Here is an 18,913-nt window from a genome sequence, read left to right on the forward strand (position 1 = left end):
TAGTCCGCAGTCTAGGCAAATGATTTTCTGAGTAGAATGGATATTCATATAAACTATAGATCTATTGGTATTTTGACTGCATGACACGGGTGATGTAGTGAGTGTGTGGAGTGAAGCGAATGGAATTACGACATTTACGTTATTTTGTGACGGTGGCGAAAGAACAAAGTTTCACTAAGGCAGCGGAAAAACTATTTACAGTACAACCATCGCTCAGTCAGCAAATTAAAGATTTAGAACAGGAAGTTGGGGTGCAATTATTTGAACGTTCTGCTCGCAAAGTCTTACTGACCGATGAAGGGCAGGCTTTTCTGAAATATGCCGAGCAAGCACTAGAAAATGCCAAACAAGCTGTAGCAGCAGCTCGCCACGTGGCGCAAGCCAAAAATAATCAGATACATATTGGCTTTTTAAATGTCGCAGAATTGAAAATTATGCCGAGTATTTTGGCGCAATTAAAACAGCATATTCCTGATTTAAAAATTCATTTACATAGCTTGACGTGTACTGAGCAGATTCAAAAACTTAAAAATACTGAATTGGATATTAGTTTTACTCGTTACCACTTAAGCCATGACGACTTTACCAATATTCAGGTTTTAAGTGAGCAAATTTATTTGGTTGGCGCAGCGCATCTGCACCCATCAGATCGCATCTTAAAACTTCAAGAGTTAAAAAATCACACCATTATTATGTGTGAACAAAATGCTTCCCCTGTATTTTACGATACCTTAAATGCCTTGATTCCTTTTGATCAGCAACAACATGATCACATGCTGTGGGTGACCAATGTCATGCAGCATTTAAATTTGATTAATATGGGCATGGGACTGAGTTTTGTGCCTGAATATTTACTCAAGTTTTTAAATGATTCGGTCAAAGTCATTCAAACTGATGTGGAATTACCGAAATTAGGTTTATATGCTACCTATCCGCATGCATCGAATAATGTTGCATTGAAAATGATTTACAGTGCTTTAAATAATGTAACTGCACAATAGCGTCTGGAATAACCAATGTTAAAACTGATTTATTATGTACCTGAGTCTCACTTAGAGTCGACTAAACTGGCCGTATTTGAAGCAGGAGCAGGCGGTATAGGCAACTATGAACACTGCGCTTGGCAAGTAATTGGAACAGGGCAGTTTAAACCTGTAAAAGGTGCAAATCCATTTATTGGTGAGTTGGATCAGCTTGAATCTATCCCTGAATGGCGTGTGGAAACCATCGTGCCTGAAGAGAAGGCGAGTGAGGTCGCAAGGGCTTTAAAAGTAAGTCATCCTTATGAAGAGCCGGCATTTGAGTTTATTCAAATGGTGGATATTCAATTTTAATGATGCTTTTAAATTTTTAAGTTATAGAAAAAAGTAGATACACGAAGGGTGACATGGATGTCACCCGTTAGACAGAGATTCAAGGATGAATCTTCTGTCTAAAAAGGGATTTTGGTTACTTTGATCCTTCAAAGTAACGTAATACCTACGCGTTATACACTAAAGTCACGTAGCTAATTGAGGTTGTGAGTATTCAATTGAAAGCAAGTTAAACCTTCTGAATAAATAAATCACGGTCAAAACGATACTGCGGGAAGAACACACCATCTTTAGCACGTTCACCTGCACCAATCACCATCACTGGGTATTGCTGGGCATTTAATCCTAAAATCTTCTTCACCAAAGGTTCATCAAAACCTTCCATCATACAACTGTCAAAACCATAGGCACGTAAAGCCAAAACTAAGTTTTCACAAGCCAATGCTGTGGTTTTGCTCGCCCAAATTTTTGCATCTGCTTCATTAAAAGCTGTTACAGGCAATTGTTTATCCAGTGTACGTGCAACTTTGAAAGCAACTTTCTTAAAGTTACCTAGGGCGTTGAAGTAACCAGTTTTATAGTTATAAGGAATAAACTTGTAATACTTCTGTACCGCTGCAGGTGCTTCAGGAAATGGAAATTCCGAAATATTCCGTTTTGCCATTTCATCTACACGGTCGGTACGCGCGACACAGACAATCAATTCAGCAGCAGTTTTTGCCGCAAGTTGCCCTAAGCAAGCTTTCACCAACTGTTTTTTCTTTGCAGGGTTCTGAACGACATAGAATGTCCAAGGCTGTAAATTTGATGAATTTGGCGCAAGCAGGGCAAGGTCTAAGCATTCATCTAAAACATCGTTTGGAATGGCCTTGTCGGTAAACTTACGTACAGAACGACGGCTTTGTACAATTTTTTTAAAATTCTCGATATCGATGCCTTCAGGCGCAGGCTCGTAGTAGCGTTTCTTTTCAGGTTTAGTTTCAGTTTGTGATGCTGCAGTCATGTGGAAACATCCAGTTTTTAAATTTAGAAAATAGATTGGGGCTAAGATGAAAAAAACCACCCAAATATGAGTGGTTTTTTACGTTCCATTAAAACATTAATTGAACTGAGAGAAGTCAGGTTTGCGTTTTTGCATAAAGGCTGCAACAGCTTCCATCATTTCTGGAGAACCTACTCGATCCATGAAAATCTCAGCTTCATGGTCAATCCATGCCACGATTTCATCTACATTATGTTTCATTAATGCTTTTGATTGAACCAAAGACGCTAGTGGAAGTGCAGATAACTGTGCTGCTTTTTTCGCAGCTGTCGCATAAGCATCTTCTTCAATGCTATTGACCAAATTTGCTGAAAGCGCTGTCGCACTATCAAACTTCTGAGCAGTTAACAGTAATTCCGCCGCTTTATGGTAGCCGGCTTGTTGAACCAATAGCTTGCTTGATGCACCTTCAGGCGATAGACCAAGGCTCACAAACGGAATTTGGAATAGGGCAGTATTGTCGCTGTAGACAAGATCGCAATGAAGCAGAATCGTAACACCAATCCCAATGGCAACACCGCGAACCGCAGCGATCAGCGGCTTAGAAAATTGAGCAGCAGATTTTAATAAAATGAACGGTGCGCCTTCTGAAGCTGGAGCTTGTCCTTTTTGAGCAGCAGATTTCATAAAATCTTGCATGTCATTGCCCGCACTGAAGTCCGCATCTTGACCACGGAGTACAACTACACGCACTGAAGTATCTTGATCAGCTTCATCTAATGCTTTTGCAATCCACAGATATAATTCTGTATACAGCGCGTTCTTCGCCTGAGGTCGGTTAATGGCTAAGGTCAGTACGCCATTGTCCAAATTCGCATTCAAATGTTCATGGGGTTGTTGAATACAGCTCAGTGTCATCGTACTATCCTTGCGTAAAAGTTTCGTTTTGATTTTATGCTCGACATTATGTCGCATATTTCAGCCTGTGGCACAACTGCTCAGTTCATAAAAAGTTTGATTTGATATGAAATATACATTTGATTATTTGGTTTTCATTGGGCGTTTTCAGCCGTTCCATTTAGCGCATTTGCAAACCATTAAAATAGCTTTGCAACAGAGTCATTATGTGCTTTTGGCGCTTGGTTCGGCGCAAAATGAACGTAATATCAAAAATCCATTTTTAGCGTCAGAACGTGAGCAGATGATCCTGTCAAATTTTTCAGAGCAAGATCAGAAGCGAATCAAGTTTGTGCATGTGATAGATGTATATAACGATGAAAAATGGCAAAAGTTAGTCAAATCTTTGGTGAATGATTTAGTTGAAACGAATGCAAAAGTCGGTTTGATTGGACATTTTAAAGATGATTCTTCTTATTATTTAAAATTCTTCCCCGAATGGGAAATGGTTGAGCTGGATAGTCTAGAAGGGGCGATCTCTGCGACACCGGTACGCGAGGCGTATTATCGTGGTGAAATTCAGCATGATGCTTTTCCTCAAGGTACCGTCGAATTTTTGCAAAAATTTCAACAGACAGACATTTATAAACAACTTCAACACAAATTTATGACTCAGGATAAAACAAATCTGCTATAAAAAAACGCTAAAATTTCTAGCACTACAATGGAGCAAAAAAATAAACGTTGTAGTGATTTTAGGCTGTGTTTTATTCAGGAGAAAAACATGAATTTGCGTCACGGAACGTTAGCAAAATATATGGGAGCCTTCGCTTTATGCTGCGTATTGCCCCTACATGCTGCTGAATGGACGCTAACGCCTAATAGTCAGGTCACTTTTGGTATTAAATCTGTGGGGCTGTCGATTGTTGAAGGGCGCTTTAATAAGGTTCAGTCGAACCTTAAGTTTGATCCTGAAATTCCACATAAAGGTTCAGCTCATTTGGTGTTAGATGTAGATAGCATCAGTTTTAGTAACCCAAGCTTAAAGGGATTAATCTTGGGAAGTGAATATTTTGATGCCGCTGAATTTAAGCAAGTGAAGTTTGTCAGTAAACAAATCGAACCCGTGGCTTATGCGAAATATATGATTCGAGGGGATCTGACCATTCGTGGTATCACTAAACCTGTGATCTTCGATACTACACTTACCCCAAGTCCGCAAAATCCAAAAGTGTTGGATGTTCAATCTTTAGCAACCATTAAGCGTAGTGATTTTGGTATGCGTAAAGCACTCGGTGGAGTTGGTGAGCAAGTACTGATTCAGCTCAAAGGCCAATGGCGGCTTGAATAACCGCAGTCTTACAGGGTTTAACACATATGATCTTTGGCATGTTGCAGCACAACAGCAGTCAATTTTTGTAATTGAACAGATTGTTGGTTCCAATGATGCCAATACAAAGCTAGATCAATACTGAGTTCTGTTGAAAGCTCTATCAATTTTCCCGCTGCTAATAAGTCTTTACTTTGATAGTCGGGTAACCATCCATAGCCCAAGCCCATCGTAATGGCATCAAAAAATGCCGTTGAAGAGGGAATGAAATGATGTGGATATTGTGAAGGGTTGAGTCCGAAATTCTTCTGAATCGATTGTGTATGTAAGTCATCTTTCTCATTAAAAATCAGTGCAGGCGCAGCCCTTAACGCATTTCGCGTCACACCTTGACCGAACCATCTTTGGATAAAATCAGGGGTTGCTACAAAGCGATAATGCATTTCTCCCAGATATTCTGCGACGCAGCCCTTCATGGCTTCTGATTCTGTTGTGACACAGGCATTGACCAAACCGGCTTCTAATAAATGATGTGTTTGTGACTGATCATCGACCTGAAAATGAATCACGATTTTTTCTTCAATTAAGAGATCTTTGAGTAGCGGAAGCAACCATGTCGCAAGTGAGTCAGCATTGGTCGCAATATTGACTTGATAGAAAGCATTCGCCGTTTGTCCTGTTAGATTTTGCAGAAAATTATGTTCTAGTAATTTGCTGTGTTGTAAATAATGTAATAATGATTGGCCCGCGAGTGTTGGGCGGCAGGGTCGTTCACGTACAATGAGTACATGACCTAATTTCTTTTCTAAGGTTTGCAGCCTGAGCGTGACCGCAGATGCCGTAATGTTTAAACGCAGTGCCGCTTGTTCAAAGCTTCCTGTTTCAGCAACCGCAAGAAAAGCTTCACTATGTTTGCTTTGTAACATGAGTCACCTATGAGCATTAGAAATTTTATAAATTAAGAAAAACTTAGTTATATTGATATTTATTTATAAATACTTATTTTTAGCAATAAGCTTAGATAATAGCAACATTCATTTAAAGCTTTGAAAGTGTAGTTAAAAATGTTGCACAGTTATATGCAAGGGCTCGCAGTTGGATTTAGCCTAATTATCGCGATTGGTGCGCAAAATGCGTTTATTCTCAAGCAGGGGTTAAAAAAGCAGTATGTTTTTTGGCTTTGTGCTATTTGCGCTGCTTCTGATTCGATACTCATCTTACTAGGTGTGCTCGGATTCTCCCAATTGGTTGAAAGTCATCCGGAAATTGTGAGTGGGGCGAAATATTTGGGCGCAACCTTTTTAGCAGTTTATGGGGCACAGCATTTTCTGCAAGCCTTTAAAACTTCGAGCAGTTTAGCGCCCAGTGAGAAGAATGAAACCAAACTATTGAAGTTGATACTGATTTGCTTGGCTTTAACGTGGTTAAATCCACATGTGTATCTCGATACGGTTGTGCTGATTGGGTCTATTTCAACGAAGTTTGAATCGACAGCCGTATATTTTGCGATTGGGGCAATTACAGCTTCATGGGTGTTTTTCTTTGTCCTCGGATTTGGTGCGCGCTATTTATTACCGCTCTTCCAAAGTGCAAAGGCATGGAAAGTTTTAGACTTTATTATTGGCGTTGTGATGTGGGGAATTGCAATTTCATTATTGCTCTAGTTATATGTCCTCATTAAATTTGAGCCCATTCCTAAAGGAGCGGGCTCAAATCATTAATTTTATGCAGCTTGTAATGCTTTTAAATCTTCTAAGACTTGTTCTGCATGGCCTGCAGCTTTGACTTTACGATATTCTTTTACCAGCTTTCCATTATGGAAAATAAAGGTTGAGCGTTCGATGCCCATAACCTTTTTGCCATACATATTTTTTTCTTTAATCACATCGAAATGCTGACATAGCACTTCTTCTTTATCACTGATTAAATCAATGCTTAGATTTTGCTTTTCAGTGAAGTTTTGATGGGCTTTAACCGAGTCGCGAGAAATGCCGTAGATTGGTGTATTAAGCGCATCAAACTGATCTTTTAAGCATGAAAACCCAATGGCTTGCGTCGTACATCCTGGTGTTGAATCTTTAGGGTAGAAGTAGATGATCAGCCAGTCATTGTTTAGTTCTGCAAGGTTGACTTCACCTGAGGTGGTTGGGAAGGTTTGATTTGGTAAGCTAATTTCAGTCATGAAGATTTCCTTTTTCATGTCTTATCCCTAAATGGGCTTAAACAAAGTATGTGAAATATGACCATCATACAGAATTTACTTTGAACTTAAAGCAATAAAAAAGCCTGCATTTGCAGGCTTTTTTAAGACGAAAATTATTTTTTCGCTTGAGCAGATTTCATTGCTTCTTCAGTTAAAGTTTTTAATTTACCTGTTAACTGAGGGCCGAAACATGCTTGAAGGTCTTTATTTTGTTTTTGAACAAAAGCGAGTGTTGCAGGACTTTTCTTCTGGTTGATTGTGCTTTGGATTTCCCATTTTTGAGCATTGGTTAAACGACCATCTGCTTCAACAGCACAAGTACAGTATTTGCTAACTTCAGCGGCAGTTAGTTTTTTACCTTTGCCTGTTTCTTCTTTACAAACATTAATTAACGAAGATTTAACGTTAGTGCTCTTATATGCTTGTTGAAGCTTTTCGTTGTCAGCGTGTGCAACTGAAGCAAACAATGCAGCTGCAGAGAAAGCAGCAGAAAGAATAATGTTTGATTTTAAATTTTTCATAAACCCTACCTTGTTATTTCGGTATGTAACGTGTCGGATCTTCAACACCTGCGTCAACGAAACCTTGTTTACGAAGACGGCAGCTATCGCATTTACCGCAAGCACGACCTTGGTCATCTGCTTGATAGCAAGACACCGTTTGACTGTAGTCTACGCCATGTTCTATACCTAAGCGAATGATATTTGCTTTGGATAAATGTAACAGAGGTGTTTCAAATTTAAGTGGTTTTCCTTCAACGCCAACCTTTGTTGCAAGGCGAGCCATGTTGGCAAATGCTTCGATAAACTCTGGACGGCAGTCTGGATAGCCTGAGTAATCAACTGCATTAATACCAATGACAATCGCTTCTGCACCAAAAACTTCCGCCGCAGCTAAAGCATAGGACAAGAAAATCGTGTTACGCGCTGGTACATAAGTTACAGGAATACCGGCTTGTTCATGATCAGGAACTTCAATGCTATGGTCAGTTAACGCAGAGCCACCTAAGTTACCTAAATCGATATTAATAACACGATGTTCTACACCAGCCTGCTTAGTTAACTCACGAGCAGCATCTAGTTCTGTCGTAGAACGTTGACCATACATAAAACTCAAGGCGATACATTCATAACGCGCTTGAGCCCAAGCTAAACAAGTGGTTGAGTCTAAGCCGCCAGACAATAAAACTATGGCACGAGGGCGCATATGCATTACTCCAAATAATTCTTTAAAACTTAACGACCAGTTTCATCGTTCCAAAGCAATTTATGTAATTGCAATTGGAAGCGAACAGGGAGATGGTCTTCTAAAATCCATTGTGCTAAATCACGTGCAAGCTGAGGCAAACGAACAGCACCTTTTTCAACGGCAAAGGCCGGAGAGAACCAAATGGTGCTAACTTTTTCGTTTAGTTTATAGCGCTCAACTTGCTGTTTTGACCATTCATAGTCTTCACGATTACAAATCACAAATTTGATTTGATCATGCGCTGTTAAATGGTCGAAGTTGCTAAGCAAGTTTCGTGCAACTTCACCCGATGTCGGGGTTTTTAAATCCATAACCTTTGAAACACGTGGGTCAACTTTAGACACATCTAAAGCACCACTGGTTTCTAAAGAGACTTCGCAACCTAAATCGGCCAGACGAGTCATGAGGGGAAGGGCGTTCGGTTGAGCAAGCGGCTCACCACCCGTCACGCAAATATAAGGGGTTTTAAAATCTAAAGTGGTTTGAATAATTTCTTCTAATGATTGGCGTTCACCGCCTTCAAACGAATAGGTTGTATCACAATAAGTGCAACGTAAGGGACAGCCCGTCAAGCGGATAAAGACCGTAGGCAAACCTGCGGTATTGGCTTCACCTTGCAATGAATAAAAAATCTCCGTAATACGTAAACCCGCAGACGGATCAGAAACAGGAATAGCGGAAGATCGAAGGGTACTCATAACAAAATTAACCAGATATAAAAAAACAAAAAATCTCTACGATTATTGCTAACCGTAGAGACGAGGAGCGATAGAAGCTCCACGGAACACGAATGCTCCGCTGAAATAAAACTTAGTCTTCGCGTAATAATTCGTTCAAGCTTGTTTTCGCACGAGTTTTCGCGTCAACTTTTTTCACGATTACTGCAGCATATAGGCTGTATTTACCGCATTTAGAAGGCAGGCTGCCAGAAACCACAACAGAGCCAGCAGGAACACGACCGTAATGGATTTCGCCAGTTTCACGGTCATAAATCTTAGTCGATTGACCAATGAATACGCCCATTGAAATCACAGAACCTTCTTCTACGATCACACCTTCAACGATTTCAGAACGCGCGCCGATAAAGCAATTGTCTTCAATAATTGTTGGATTCGCTTGAAGTGGTTCAAGAACGCCACCAATACCAACGCCACCAGATAAGTGTACGTTTTTACCAATTTGAGCACATGAACCAACAGTTGCCCATGTATCAACCATCGTACCTTCGTCAACATATGCACCGATGTTCACATAAGAAGGCATCAATACAACATTTTTTGCTTGGAAAGAACCTTTACGTGCTACAGCAGGCGGTACTACACGTACACCAGCAGCTTTAAATTGTTCTTCAGTCCAGTCAGAGAACTTAGTATCAACTTTGTCATAGAAGCGTAAGTCACCAGCTTCCATTGGTTTGTTGTCGTTCAATTTGAATGAAAGCAAAACGGCTTTTTTCACCCATTGATGAACAATCCATTCACCATCAATTTTTTCAGCAACACGTAATGTACCGTTATCTAGGCCAGCGATCACTTCTTCTACTGCTGTACGTACTTCAGCAGGACAGTCAGCTGCAGTGAAATTAGCACGGTCTTCAAACGCTTGTTCAATGATTGTTGAAAGCTGAGACATGTTCTTCCATCCAGAAAAAAATTTTCCAAGATTTTACACTAAATCGAGTTAAAAATAGATGGTAAATCGGCCTAGGATCGGAATTAATTATTAAGCAAGCACTAAATCCAAGAAATTAAGAGTGATGAATTTAGCATTTTCATAAGGTTTGTATAAAAAATACGCAAAATATACAGAATTCTTCCTTAACATCATTATTATATTTAAAAAAATGAAACAAAAACTCTTTATTAATCAATATTAAAATCTAAATGTATCAAAAGTTAACAAAAAATCAGTAAATTTGCATAAATGTTGAGCTGTGTTTCCTTTTAACATGTGCCATATAACAAGTCTGTAAAATCTGAATAAGAGTTTATTTTGAGGAGAAACACATGAAATCATTACGTTTATTAACAGTAGCTGCTCTACTTACTGCTGCAGGTACTGCAATGGCAGATACCTCTGTAGTTCATGATGGCTATGCATTTGATCAAAACCAACTTATCCCAACTGGCGCTCGTCTAGAAGTGGGTACGACTGGTTATGGTGGTGCGTTACTTTGGACTGCGAACCCATACGTCGGCCTTGCATTAGGTTATAACGGTGGTGATATTTCATGGTCTGATGACTTATCTGTCGATGGCGTAAAATACGACATGGATATGGATAACAAAGTTGGTTATTTAAATGCAGAAGTTCGTCCTTGGGGTGCAAGTGCTAATCCATGGGCTCAAGGCCTTTATGTTGCTGCGGGTGTAGGTTATATTGACACTGAATATGGTTTGAAATCTACAGCGAAAAGCGGTGAAATCGAAATTGATGGTAAAGAAACTTCTTTCGAACGCCTAAACGGTAAAGTGTCTTACGATAACGATATCGCACCATACCTAGGTTTTGGTTTTGCACCAAAATTAAATAAAAACTGGGGCGTATTCGGTGAAGTAGGTGCTTATTACACTGGTAACCCAACTGCAAAATTAACGGCTGTTGGTGGTACTGCTGCTGACCGCGAATTACTTGCTGACCATGAACGTAGCATCGAACAAGATGACAAATATGAATGGCTTCCAGTAGGTAAAGTAGGTGTGAGCTACCATTGGTAAGTTCTTACTGAAACAAAAAAAAACGAGCTTCGGCTCGTTTTTTTTTTTGTTTTTAGAAGGCGTTTAAAATCTGTGACCAAATTTCAGACCATAGATCATGGCATCATTGTCTGAGACGCTGGCAAGACCTGAAATATGAGATGTTTCAGTATTCGATGGTTTTGAGAGTTTCATATAATACAGCCCCGTCGCTAGAAAATTGTTCGGGTTAAATTTATGCATCATACCTAAACCTAAACCTAAACCTCGATAGCCATCACTTGGGTTTAAGGTAGACGCCGCATTTCCTGTCCCGTTGTCCCAAATAAACTCTGCAGCAGCGAGCCAACTCGGATTCAATTGATGTGCAATCCCTAACTTTCCTGACCATTGATCTTTCTGATATTCCACCAATTGGATATCAGCTAAATCACGGTATTGTGGATCGAGTGCTGCATATTGAAGCACGGCATTAAACTGCGGTGGCTGAATGTTGAAATCTTTCCAATTAATCCACCGAACTGTGCCATATACAACATTGTGTGGGCTAATGGCTGTTTGAAATTCAAAATTGACGCTTTGTGGCGTTTGAATGGAGGTATGGGTGTCAAGTACTAATTGAAAAGGACCATTTGAATATAAAGTTGATTCAGAGGTCTTATTTTCATGTTTGATTTTTGAACGATAGGTTAGGCTAGTTTTAATAGCATATTCAGGGATTTGATAACTGAATCCGAGCAGCCAACCAAGCGCTTCATCTTGTTTAAAATCGGCATGGTAGCCATTGAGAGCAGCATATTGTTGCCCAGAAATTTTTAAATCACCCTTAAATGTTTGTAGGCTTAAACCACTATAAATATTCCAATTATTATTGGGTTGATAGCCTACCAGTCCAGTTAGGTTATGCGTTCTAAAGTTAATGTCGGCGCTTTCAATATCGATATTTGAGCTATCTGGTAAGCGAGGACTATATTGATAACTGATATCGGTATGAAAGGGTTGCTCATAAATCACCCCCGCAGAAATATTTTCATGCGGTTGAATTTTAAGTGCCAATTTCCCAGAAAATTGTTGATGGGCGAGATTCCCTGTAGAAAAATCAGTGATGCCCAATTCACTAATTAAACCTTGGTTCTGTACTTTCCCGTCAATTTGAGCATCAACATAAGCGAAACTGGCTTCAGTATAATTTCCGGGTTCAAGAAAGGCCGAGATCGATTGATCTGAGTTTTCTATCCCTGCTGCATACATGATCTGTATGGGGCAGACGATACCGACTGCCACTGCGACGAATTGATTTTTCATAAAGTCCTGGCTTATGGGTCGGAAGTAATGAGGTTTTAATTTTTATTGTGTTGGATGTATTTTAATCACAGTTAAAAATAAAGCCAAGAAAACCTAGATAAAATATGTGTTTACCAAAAAAAGAGGACAGCAGGTGTTCTCTTTAATTCGTTAATTGGTCTATCAGTCTTCTGGGTAAGCGACTTTTTTCAACGCTTTGATGTCAGCATCTGGTGAACATAAAGAAATAAACTCATAGCCATAACCGCGTAGTAAATGTCCTTTGCGAACAGCAATCCAAGTGGTATTAACACCAAAAATATCGGTAGGAATTTGTTTTAAACGGTAATCACGTTCTGGGTTATATGCCACATCGTTGACAATACCCACTCCCATATTAAGTTCAACATAGGTTTTAATAACGTCTGCATCAAGTGCGGACATCACGATATCAACATCAAAGCCTGAATCTTCAAAGGCTTTATCAATTTTTGAACGACCTGTAAAACCACCGTGATAGGTAATAATTGGATAGTTCGATAAATCTTCAATGGTGATATTTGATTTTTGGGTCAGTGGGTGCTCTTTAGGCGTAATGATGCTGTGTTGCCAGTTGTAGTAAGGCACGCTTGCCAGGTTATCTTCATTGGTTAATGATTCGGTTGCGATCCCGATATCCGCTTCACCTTGAAGGAGCATTTCTGTAATTTCAACAGGGCTTGCTTGTTGCAAAATTAGATGAACTTTTGGAAATTCTTTTTTAAATTGGTTCACAATCGGCGGCAAGACATAACGTGCTTGCGTATGTGTGGTCGCAATCGTCAATGTCCCTTCATCTACTTTGTTGAAGTCATCTGCCAGACGTTTAATATTGTCTGCATCTACAAGCATGCGTTCAACGATACCCAATAATGACTGGCCTGGTTCGGTTAAACCGAGTAGACGTTTACCTTTACGGATAAACAGCTGTACACCAAGTTCATCTTCTAGATCTTTGATGTGTTTACTCACGCCAGACTGCGAGGTGTAAAGTGCAGCAGACGCTTCTGTTAAATTAAAATTCTGACGTACGGTTTCTCGAATAATTCTTAATTGTTGGAAATTCATAATTTTATTTTACCTTAAAAGCAAGTGGGGCTTGTGAAGGCCCCAACTTATTGTTTTATGCAACTTGGTTTTCAAATAAATGCAAGTTCGTTGCACTTAACCATACCGTTTGATTTGGGCGGAATTGATGCGCTTTCGCTTCATCAGCCGTTAATGAAATTTCGATCAGATTGCCTTGGCGGTCATGCAGTTCAGCAATGACTTTACCTGCAATCCAAAGCTCACGTACAAAAGTCGCTTGGATGGCATTTTCTTGCGGTTGTGCATGAATACGCAGTTCATCCGGGCGAGCGAAGGCAATGACATTGCCTTGCGGCGCATTGGCGTTTTGTGGCAACAAAATTCGGTCTTCACCAATTTGTATTAGGCCATTGCTATTTTGACCTTCAAAACGGTTGGCTTGACCTAAAAAGTCAAATACAAACGGTGTTGCAGGTTTTTCATAAACTTCACGTGGCGAGCCAATCTGTTCTACGTTGCCTTTATTCATCACAATGATTTGATCGGCCACTTCAAGCGCTTCTTCTTGGTCATGGGTCACGAAAATAGAGGTAATGTGGAGTTCGTCATGCAAGGTACGTAACCAGCGGCGTAATTCTTTACGAACTTTGGCATCCAATGCACCAAAAGGTTCATCCAGTAATAACACACGCGGCTCAACCGCTAAAGCACGTGCTAAGGCAATACGTTGACGTTGACCACCTGAAAGCTGAGCCGGGTAACGGTCAGCCAAGAAACCAAGCTGAACAAGATCAAGCAAACGAGTAACCCGTTTTTTGATCTCGGCTTCAGATGGGCGTGTTGCACGTGGGCGTACGCGTAAACCAAAAGCAATGTTGTCAAATACGGTCATATGACGGAATAGTGCATAATGTTGGAATACAAAACCAACTTCACGTTCACGGACATGAACTTTAGTGGCATCTTCACCTTCTAGAATGACTTGACCGCCATCGGCAGATTCAAGTCCTGCAATGATACGGAGCAGGGTGGTTTTACCACAGCCTGATGGGCCAAGCAACGCAACGAGCTGGCCATCAGGGAAATCTAAAGAGATATTTTTAAGTGCATGGAATGCACCAAAGTGTTTTTCAATATTTTTTACTTGAATACTCATGAGGTCATTCCTTAAGAAACTTGTGAATCTTCTTTACGCTTGTCTTGTCGTTCCTGACGTAGTTCAACCCATGTTTTTAAAATCAGGGTCACAATCGCCAAGAGCGCTAATAGTGAAGACACAGCAAAAGCAGCACTAAAGGTATATTCGTTATAAAGGATTTCTACGTGTAGCGGTAAGGTATTGGTTTCGCCACGAATGTGACCTGAAACTACAGAAACAGCACCAAACTCACCCATTGCACGTGCATTACAGAGAATCACGCCGTAGATTAAGCCCCATTTGATATTTGGAAGTGTCACTTTCCAGAAGGTCTGCCAGCCTGAAGCACCCAATACGATTGCTGCTTCTTCTTCCTCAGTCCCTTGAGCTTCCATTAATGGAATCAACTCACGTGCCACAAAAGGAACGGTAATAAACACAGTAGCAAGGACAATGGCTGGAACGGCATATAAAATTTTGATGTCGTTATCCATTAGCCAGCCGCCTAACCAACCTTGAGTACCAAAAATCAATACCAACATTAAGCCAGCAATAACTGGAGAGACTGAAAATGGCATATCAATAATCGTGGTTAAAATAGATTTACCACGGAAATTAAACTTGGCAACAGACCATGCCGCAGCTACACCAAAGACGACGTTCAACGGTACGGCAATCACAGCTGTCAGTAGCGTAAGTTTTACTGCTGATAATGTATCTGGATGTACCAGTGCTTGGAAGTAAACGCCAACACCTTGTTTAAAGGCTTCAACGAAAACCAAAACCAATGGCAGAATCAGGCAGCTTAAGAAGAAAATTAAAGCAATGATGATCAGGGTATAACGAACCCATGTCGGTTCACGCGTTGCATCACGCGACTGTAATTTTTCCGCAAGCGCATTACTGTTCGTATTCATCGTGCAGTTCTCCCTGTACGGCGACTTGCCCATGCTTGAACCAAGTTAATTAAGAATAAAATGGCAAAAGAAATCACCAGCATCACAACCGCAATCGTGGTCGCGCCTGCATAATCATATTCCTCAAGACGAGAGATAATCATCAATGGCGCAATTTCAGTTTTGAAGGGTTGGTTACCTGCGATAAAAATCACCGAACCATATTCACCCACACCGCGTGCAAAGGCCAAAGCAAAACCTGTTAACAGTGCAGGAAATAGAATAGGTAAGATCACTTTGGTCACGATCTGAAAGCGATTTGCACCCAGTGCAGAAGCTGCTTCTTCAAGTTCAGTTTCTAGGTCGCTCAGTACAGGCTGTACAGTACGAACCACAAAAGGAATACCAATAAAGATGAGAGCCAAGGTAATCCCGATTGGGGTATATGCGACTTTAATGCCAATGGGTTCAAGGTACTGACCGATCCAACCAGTCGGTGCATATAACGAAGTTAATGCAATACCCGCAACGGCAGTTGGCAATGCAAAAGGTAAATCAACCAAAGCATCGACAATACGTTTACCCGGGAAGGTATAACGAACCAAACACCATGCTAAGAGCAAACCAAAAACCACATTGACTAACGCAGCAATAATGGCGGCACTAAAACTCAGTTGTAACGATTTTAAAATACGTTCTGAGCTTAAAATTTCCCATAGTCCATCCCAACCGATACCTAAAGATTTAATAAATACGGCCGAAAGGGGAATGAGCACAATTAAGGATAAATACGCTAGGGTAAAGCCTAGAGAAAGACCAAATCCTGGCAGCACTCGGGATCGCTGCGACATGATGACTCCTCAAAATGAGAAAAGCTGACTTAAAAGGTCAGCAAAATTGAATAAATGATTTTGCGACAAGCTTAATGCTCAGTACTTAAAAAGCAAATTGAAATAAATACTTGTTTTCATCAGTAAAGCTGATATGTTTCATGTGGTTTTCTGAAATTAAGTAATTGAAAATTTCAGGAAACGGTCCAAAACCTGATGCAACATTAATGTGACCCACAGCACCCATATTCACAGGGTAAAGCTTCCAAGCATCAGCAAGTTGTTTTGCATCTTCAAAGCCAAGCCAAGGATCATTTTCACTAATCAACATCGTTGTCGGCACACGAATACTTAACTGATGAAAAAATGCTTTGTAATCCGTCGTACTGTCGCGTGCAAAGCCGTTTTCTCCAAAGCGTGCTGGATTGGCTGGCGCAACCAAAACTAAATTTTTGATTTTTTTATTAAGTTCTGGATACAAGGCCAATGCTGCCACCGTGGTTAAACAACCAAAGCTATGCGCCACAATTTGAATTTCACCCTGTAAAGGTCGTACGGTTTGAACGAATTGTTTAATCCAGTCTTTTAGTACAGGATGATTCCAGTCTTTTTGCTGAACACGAGAGCTAGACATGAGCTGACGTTGTAACCAAGATTGCCAATGTGCGTGTTCACTACCGCCTACACCCGGGACAATTACTGTATGTGTCATGTCAAGTTCTCCTGATTCAGTCAATGAATGGTCTTATTTTCCATTGTTGGTTTTGACGATTTGGTCAAACACGCCGCCATTTTCAAAGTGTGCTTTTTGGACTTTATCCCAACCACCAAATTCTTTATCAATGGTGACGAGTTTAAGTGGCTTAAAGACTGATGCGTATTGTGCAAGCGTTGTAGCGTTACGTGGACGGTAAAAATTTTGAGCCGCGATTTGCTGACCACGTGGTGAATAAAGGAAGTTTAAATAACCTTTGGCTAAATAAAGATTACCTTTTTTCTCTGCGTTTTTTTCTAAAATAGCAACAGGGGGCTCAGCTAAAATTGAAAGTGAAGGGGTCACAATTTCAAATTTACCCGGTTGTTCACGAATCGCTAAATGTGCTTCATTTTCCCAAGCCAGCAATACATCACCAATACCACGTTCAGCAAAGGTCGTAGTCGAACCACGTGCGCCTGAATCGAGTACTTTGGTGTTTTTATAAATCTTACGGACGAATTCTTGAGCCGTTGTATCATTACCACCCGCTTGATGTTTTGCCCAAGCCCACGCAGCTAAATAGTTCCAACGCGCACCGCCTGAGGTTTTCGGGTTTGGGGTGATAATACCCACGCCTGGTTTAACTAGATCGCCCCAATCTTTAATCGCTTTTGGGTTGCCTTTACGGACTAAGAATACAATCGTTGAGGTATATGGCGTTGAGTTTTGTGGAAGTTTCTTCTGCCAATCTGCAGGTAAAAGTTTGGCTTTTTCTGCAATCACATCAATATCCGCTGCAAGTGCTAAAGTCACCACATCGGCATCTAAGCCATCAATGACTGCACGCGCTTGTTTGCCAGAACCACCGTGAGATTGTTTAAAATTAATTTTTTGACCTGTACGGCTTTCCCAATATTTGCTGAAGTCTTTATTCACACTTTCATAGAGTTCACGCGTTGGGTCGTAAGATACGTTTAAAAAATCTTTTGCAGCTGCGCCAAAAGAAACTGTCGAAATGACTGCAGCAAGAACACCCAATTTTAACTTTGCGGAAATACTCATGTGAACCTCAATAATTTTTACTTTATCTGTAACATGGGTGAAGAATAGCGCCAATCTTTATGCATAAAAAATAATTAAAAACGAATTTTATATGAATAAAAAAGATAACAGACGTATCTACGAAAAAAAAGCATCGACCTTATGCGAAAGGAAGATGCTTTCCTGTATCTAAAGCATTATTTGGAATTATTGGTCTTCACGATTTGATCAAAGACGCCACCATTTTCAAAATGTTTTTTCTGTACTTTGCTCCAACCGCCAAACTCTTTATCAATAGTCACTAATTTTAAAGGTTTAAAGACGGATTTATATTTTGCCAGTACCGCAGCATTACGTGGACGATAATAGTTCTGTGCTGCAATGGTTTGACCTGCAGGTGAGTACAGATAATTTAAATACGCTTTGGCTAAATTTTCATTGCCATCCTTCTTGGCATTTTTTTCTACTATCGCAACAGGCGGCTCGGCCAAGATAGAAAGTGAAGGGGTCACGATCTCAAACTTACCCGGCTGTTCACGAACTGCCAAATGTGCTTCATTTTCCCATGCCAATAACACGTCACCAATACCACGTTCTGCGAATGTAGTTGTTGCACCACGAGCACCTGAGTCGAGGACTTTGGTTTGCTTATAAATTTGACGGACAAATTCTTGGGCTTTTGCATCATTACCACCTGCTTGATGTTTTGCCCAAGCCCACGCTGCTAGATAGTTCCAGCGCGCACCACCCGATGTTTTTGGGTTCGGGGTAATAATGTCGACACCAGGTTTAATTAAATCGCCCCAGTCTTTAATGCCTTTCGGGTTGCCTTTATGCACTAAGAACACAATGGTCGATGTATATGGCGTTGAGTTTTGCGGAAATTTCTTTTGCCAGTCTTTTGCAACTAAACCACGTGCAGCAATTTCATCAATATCTGCAGCCAAAGCCAACGTAACTACATCTGCATCTAGACCATCAATAACTGCACGAGCCTGTTTGCCTGAGCCACCATGAGATTGTTTAAAGTTAATGTCTTGGCCTGTGGTTTTTTTCCAGTAAACACTAAAGTCTTTATTGAAGTTGTCATACAATTCACGGGTTGGATCATATGACACATTTAAGAAATCTTTGGCAGATGCACTGAATGCTGTGGCAGAAATGAATGCAGCCAAAACCCCAAGTTTTAATTTCGATAGATTCATGTTGTCCTCAATTTTTATACATGTTTTGTTGGATGAGGCAAGAATATCTGTAGTTTTAATGCAGAAAAAATAATTAAAAAAGAAT

Annotated in this window: 22 protein-coding genes; 6 read left to right on the forward strand and 16 right to left on the reverse strand. The window is 40.4% G+C overall.

From position 1 onward, the window contains the following. Nucleotides 1-119 precede the first annotated feature (119 nt). Both FTU38_RS10815 and FTU38_RS10820 read left to right on the forward strand, forming a co-directional pair. Nucleotides 120-1,001 (forward strand): LysR family transcriptional regulator, encoded by an 882-nt coding sequence (locus FTU38_RS10815; RefSeq protein ID WP_180111157.1) that lies wholly within the window; start codon nt 120-122, stop codon nt 999-1,001. Nucleotides 1,002-1,016: 15 nt separating this feature from the next. Continuing rightward, complete coding sequence (locus FTU38_RS10820; protein ID WP_180111159.1) at nt 1,017-1,334, forward strand: NGG1p interacting factor NIF3; 318 nt, start codon at nt 1,017-1,019, stop codon at nt 1,332-1,334. Nucleotides 1,335-1,542: 208 nt separating this feature from the next. On the opposite strand, the gene FTU38_RS10825 is transcribed toward FTU38_RS10820, so the two are convergent. Continuing rightward, nucleotides 1,543-2,316, reverse strand: a complete 774-nt coding sequence (locus tag FTU38_RS10825; RefSeq protein ID WP_180111161.1) for a nitroreductase family protein — start codon at nt 2,314-2,316, stop codon at nt 1,543-1,545. A 96-nt stretch (nt 2,317-2,412) separates the two neighbouring features. After that, nucleotides 2,413-3,213, reverse strand: coding sequence for an enoyl-CoA hydratase-related protein (locus FTU38_RS10830; protein ID WP_078192396.1), 801 nt, complete (start codon nt 3,211-3,213; stop codon nt 2,413-2,415). Nucleotides 3,214-3,319: 106 nt separating this feature from the next. On the opposite strand from FTU38_RS10830, the gene FTU38_RS10835 reads away from it, so the two are divergent. Together FTU38_RS10835 and FTU38_RS10840 are read left to right on the forward strand one after the other, a co-directional pair. After that, entirely contained in the window at nt 3,320-3,889 is a 570-nt protein-coding gene (locus tag FTU38_RS10835) for a nicotinate-nicotinamide nucleotide adenylyltransferase (RefSeq protein ID WP_180111163.1), read from the forward strand. A gap of 87 nt (nt 3,890-3,976) precedes the next feature. Further along, nucleotides 3,977-4,543 carry a YceI family protein gene (locus FTU38_RS10840; RefSeq protein ID WP_180007620.1) on the forward strand — a complete coding sequence of 189 codons (567 nt, stop codon included), beginning with the start codon at nt 3,977-3,979 and terminating at the stop codon, nt 4,541-4,543. Between the two features lie 17 nt (nt 4,544-4,560). On the opposite strand, the gene FTU38_RS10845 is transcribed toward FTU38_RS10840, so the two are convergent. Next, nucleotides 4,561-5,448 (reverse strand): LysR family transcriptional regulator ArgP, encoded by an 888-nt coding sequence (locus tag FTU38_RS10845; protein WP_180009956.1) that lies wholly within the window; start codon nt 5,446-5,448, stop codon nt 4,561-4,563. Between the two features lie 138 nt (nt 5,449-5,586). Here FTU38_RS10845 and FTU38_RS10850 point away from each other — a divergent pair, with 138 nt between their 5' ends. Next, complete coding sequence (locus FTU38_RS10850; RefSeq protein ID WP_180111165.1) at nt 5,587-6,186, forward strand: LysE/ArgO family amino acid transporter; 600 nt, start codon at nt 5,587-5,589, stop codon at nt 6,184-6,186. A 59-nt stretch (nt 6,187-6,245) separates the two neighbouring features. On the opposite strand, the gene FTU38_RS10855 is transcribed toward FTU38_RS10850, so the two are convergent. From FTU38_RS10855 to dapD, 5 genes are all read right to left on the reverse strand, one after another. Beyond that, a complete protein-coding gene (locus FTU38_RS10855) occupies nt 6,246-6,704 on the reverse strand; it encodes a peroxiredoxin (protein ID WP_180026885.1) in 459 nt (152 codons plus the stop codon). Nucleotides 6,705-6,838: 134 nt separating this feature from the next. Then, a complete protein-coding gene (locus FTU38_RS10860; RefSeq protein WP_180111167.1) occupies nt 6,839-7,246 on the reverse strand; it encodes a hypothetical protein in 408 nt (135 codons plus the stop codon). A gap of 13 nt (nt 7,247-7,259) precedes the next feature. After that, nucleotides 7,260-7,931 (reverse strand): 7-cyano-7-deazaguanine synthase QueC, encoded by a 672-nt coding sequence (gene queC / locus FTU38_RS10865; protein ID WP_078190349.1) that lies wholly within the window; start codon nt 7,929-7,931, stop codon nt 7,260-7,262. 29 nt (nt 7,932-7,960) lie between these two features. Beyond that, the gene (gene queE / locus FTU38_RS10870) at nt 7,961-8,671 is read right to left on the reverse strand and encodes a 7-carboxy-7-deazaguanine synthase QueE (RefSeq protein ID WP_180111169.1); all 711 of its coding nucleotides are present in this window, start codon (nt 8,669-8,671) and stop codon (nt 7,961-7,963) included. A gap of 112 nt (nt 8,672-8,783) precedes the next feature. Next, complete coding sequence (gene dapD / locus FTU38_RS10875) at nt 8,784-9,605, reverse strand: 2,3,4,5-tetrahydropyridine-2,6-dicarboxylate N-succinyltransferase (RefSeq protein ID WP_180111171.1); 822 nt, start codon at nt 9,603-9,605, stop codon at nt 8,784-8,786. Nucleotides 9,606-9,979: 374 nt separating this feature from the next. Here dapD and carO point away from each other — a divergent pair, with 374 nt between their 5' ends. Beyond that, nucleotides 9,980-10,690, forward strand: a complete 711-nt coding sequence (gene carO / locus FTU38_RS10880) for an ornithine uptake porin CarO (protein WP_180023341.1) — start codon at nt 9,980-9,982, stop codon at nt 10,688-10,690. Nucleotides 10,691-10,753: 63 nt separating this feature from the next. Here the strand turns inward: carO and FTU38_RS10885 are convergent, their stop codons facing one another. The 8 genes from FTU38_RS10885 to FTU38_RS10920 all read right to left on the reverse strand — a co-directional run bounded on the left by FTU38_RS10885 (nt 10,754) and on the right by FTU38_RS10920 (nt 18,828). Further along, on the reverse strand, nt 10,754-11,974 hold the full coding sequence (locus FTU38_RS10885; protein WP_257225709.1) for an outer membrane protein transport protein: 1,221 nt from the start codon (nt 11,972-11,974) through the stop codon (nt 10,754-10,756). A gap of 162 nt (nt 11,975-12,136) precedes the next feature. Next, nucleotides 12,137-13,060: a CysB family HTH-type transcriptional regulator gene (locus FTU38_RS10890; protein WP_180111173.1), complete on the reverse strand. Its 924-nt coding sequence runs from the start codon at nt 13,058-13,060 to the stop codon at nt 12,137-12,139. Between the two features lie 55 nt (nt 13,061-13,115). Beyond that, entirely contained in the window at nt 13,116-14,177 is a 1,062-nt protein-coding gene (locus tag FTU38_RS10895) for a sulfate/molybdate ABC transporter ATP-binding protein (RefSeq protein WP_078190344.1), read from the reverse strand. Between the two features lie 11 nt (nt 14,178-14,188). Beyond that, on the reverse strand, nt 14,189-15,076 hold the full coding sequence (gene cysW, locus FTU38_RS10900; RefSeq protein WP_078192018.1) for a sulfate ABC transporter permease subunit CysW: 888 nt from the start codon (nt 15,074-15,076) through the stop codon (nt 14,189-14,191). Next, nucleotides 15,073-15,906: a sulfate ABC transporter permease subunit CysT gene (gene cysT, locus FTU38_RS10905; protein ID WP_078190342.1), complete on the reverse strand. Its 834-nt coding sequence runs from the start codon at nt 15,904-15,906 to the stop codon at nt 15,073-15,075. The genes cysW and cysT overlap by 4 nt, the downstream gene beginning before the upstream one ends. An 85-nt stretch (nt 15,907-15,991) precedes the next feature. Beyond that, nucleotides 15,992-16,597 carry an alpha/beta hydrolase gene (locus tag FTU38_RS10910; RefSeq protein ID WP_180007628.1) on the reverse strand — a complete coding sequence of 202 codons (606 nt, stop codon included), beginning with the start codon at nt 16,595-16,597 and terminating at the stop codon, nt 15,992-15,994. A 33-nt stretch (nt 16,598-16,630) separates the two neighbouring features. Beyond that, entirely contained in the window at nt 16,631-17,644 is a 1,014-nt protein-coding gene (locus FTU38_RS10915) for a sulfate ABC transporter substrate-binding protein (RefSeq protein ID WP_180111175.1), read from the reverse strand. Nucleotides 17,645-17,820: 176 nt separating this feature from the next. Then, nucleotides 17,821-18,828, reverse strand: coding sequence for a sulfate ABC transporter substrate-binding protein (locus tag FTU38_RS10920; protein ID WP_180111177.1), 1,008 nt, complete (start codon nt 18,826-18,828; stop codon nt 17,821-17,823). Nucleotides 18,829-18,913 lie beyond the last annotated feature (85 nt).

It is taken from the genome of Acinetobacter sp. YH12098 (genome assembly GCF_013419235.1).
Lineage (GTDB): Bacteria > Pseudomonadota > Gammaproteobacteria > Pseudomonadales > Moraxellaceae > Acinetobacter > Acinetobacter amyesii.

Bases quoted from the DNA above. Each gene is read 5' to 3' on its own strand.
- FTU38_RS10860 (WP_180111167.1), bottom strand. From the start codon at position 7,246: ATGAAAAATTTAAAATCAAACATTATTCTTTCTGCTGCTTTCTCTGCA.
- FTU38_RS10895 (WP_078190344.1), bottom strand. From the start codon at position 14,177: ATGAGTATTCAAGTAAAAAATATTGAAAAACACTTTGGTGCATTCCAT.
- dapD (WP_180111171.1), bottom strand. From the start codon at position 9,605: ATGTCTCAGCTTTCAACAATCATTGAACAAGCGTTTGAAGACCGTGCT.
- queE (WP_180111169.1), bottom strand. From the start codon at position 8,671: ATGAGTACCCTTCGATCTTCCGCTATTCCTGTTTCTGATCCGTCTGCG.
- queC (WP_078190349.1), bottom strand. From the start codon at position 7,931: ATGCGCCCTCGTGCCATAGTTTTATTGTCTGGCGGCTTAGACTCAACC.
- FTU38_RS10825 (WP_180111161.1), bottom strand. From the start codon at position 2,316: ATGACTGCAGCATCACAAACTGAAACTAAACCTGAAAAGAAACGCTAC.
- FTU38_RS10840 (WP_180007620.1), top strand. From the start codon at position 3,977: ATGAATTTGCGTCACGGAACGTTAGCAAAATATATGGGAGCCTTCGCT.
- FTU38_RS10835 (WP_180111163.1), top strand. From the start codon at position 3,320: ATGAAATATACATTTGATTATTTGGTTTTCATTGGGCGTTTTCAGCCG.
- carO (WP_180023341.1), top strand. From the start codon at position 9,980: ATGAAATCATTACGTTTATTAACAGTAGCTGCTCTACTTACTGCTGCA.
- FTU38_RS10815 (WP_180111157.1), top strand. From the start codon at position 120: ATGGAATTACGACATTTACGTTATTTTGTGACGGTGGCGAAAGAACAA.
- FTU38_RS10830 (WP_078192396.1), bottom strand. From the start codon at position 3,213: ATGACACTGAGCTGTATTCAACAACCCCATGAACATTTGAATGCGAAT.
- cysW (WP_078192018.1), bottom strand. From the start codon at position 15,076: ATGAATACGAACAGTAATGCGCTTGCGGAAAAATTACAGTCGCGTGAT.
- FTU38_RS10910 (WP_180007628.1), bottom strand. From the start codon at position 16,597: ATGACACATACAGTAATTGTCCCGGGTGTAGGCGGTAGTGAACACGCA.
- FTU38_RS10820 (WP_180111159.1), top strand. From the start codon at position 1,017: ATGTTAAAACTGATTTATTATGTACCTGAGTCTCACTTAGAGTCGACT.
- FTU38_RS10915 (WP_180111175.1), bottom strand. From the start codon at position 17,644: ATGAGTATTTCCGCAAAGTTAAAATTGGGTGTTCTTGCTGCAGTCATT.
- FTU38_RS10920 (WP_180111177.1), bottom strand. From the start codon at position 18,828: ATGAATCTATCGAAATTAAAACTTGGGGTTTTGGCTGCATTCATTTCT.
- FTU38_RS10855 (WP_180026885.1), bottom strand. From the start codon at position 6,704: ATGACTGAAATTAGCTTACCAAATCAAACCTTCCCAACCACCTCAGGT.
- FTU38_RS10845 (WP_180009956.1), bottom strand. From the start codon at position 5,448: ATGTTACAAAGCAAACATAGTGAAGCTTTTCTTGCGGTTGCTGAAACA.
- cysT (WP_078190342.1), bottom strand. From the start codon at position 15,906: ATGTCGCAGCGATCCCGAGTGCTGCCAGGATTTGGTCTTTCTCTAGGC.
- FTU38_RS10850 (WP_180111165.1), top strand. From the start codon at position 5,587: ATGTTGCACAGTTATATGCAAGGGCTCGCAGTTGGATTTAGCCTAATT.
- FTU38_RS10890 (WP_180111173.1), bottom strand. From the start codon at position 13,060: ATGAATTTCCAACAATTAAGAATTATTCGAGAAACCGTACGTCAGAAT.
- FTU38_RS10885 (WP_257225709.1), bottom strand. From the start codon at position 11,974: ATGAAAAATCAATTCGTCGCAGTGGCAGTCGGTATCGTCTGCCCCATA.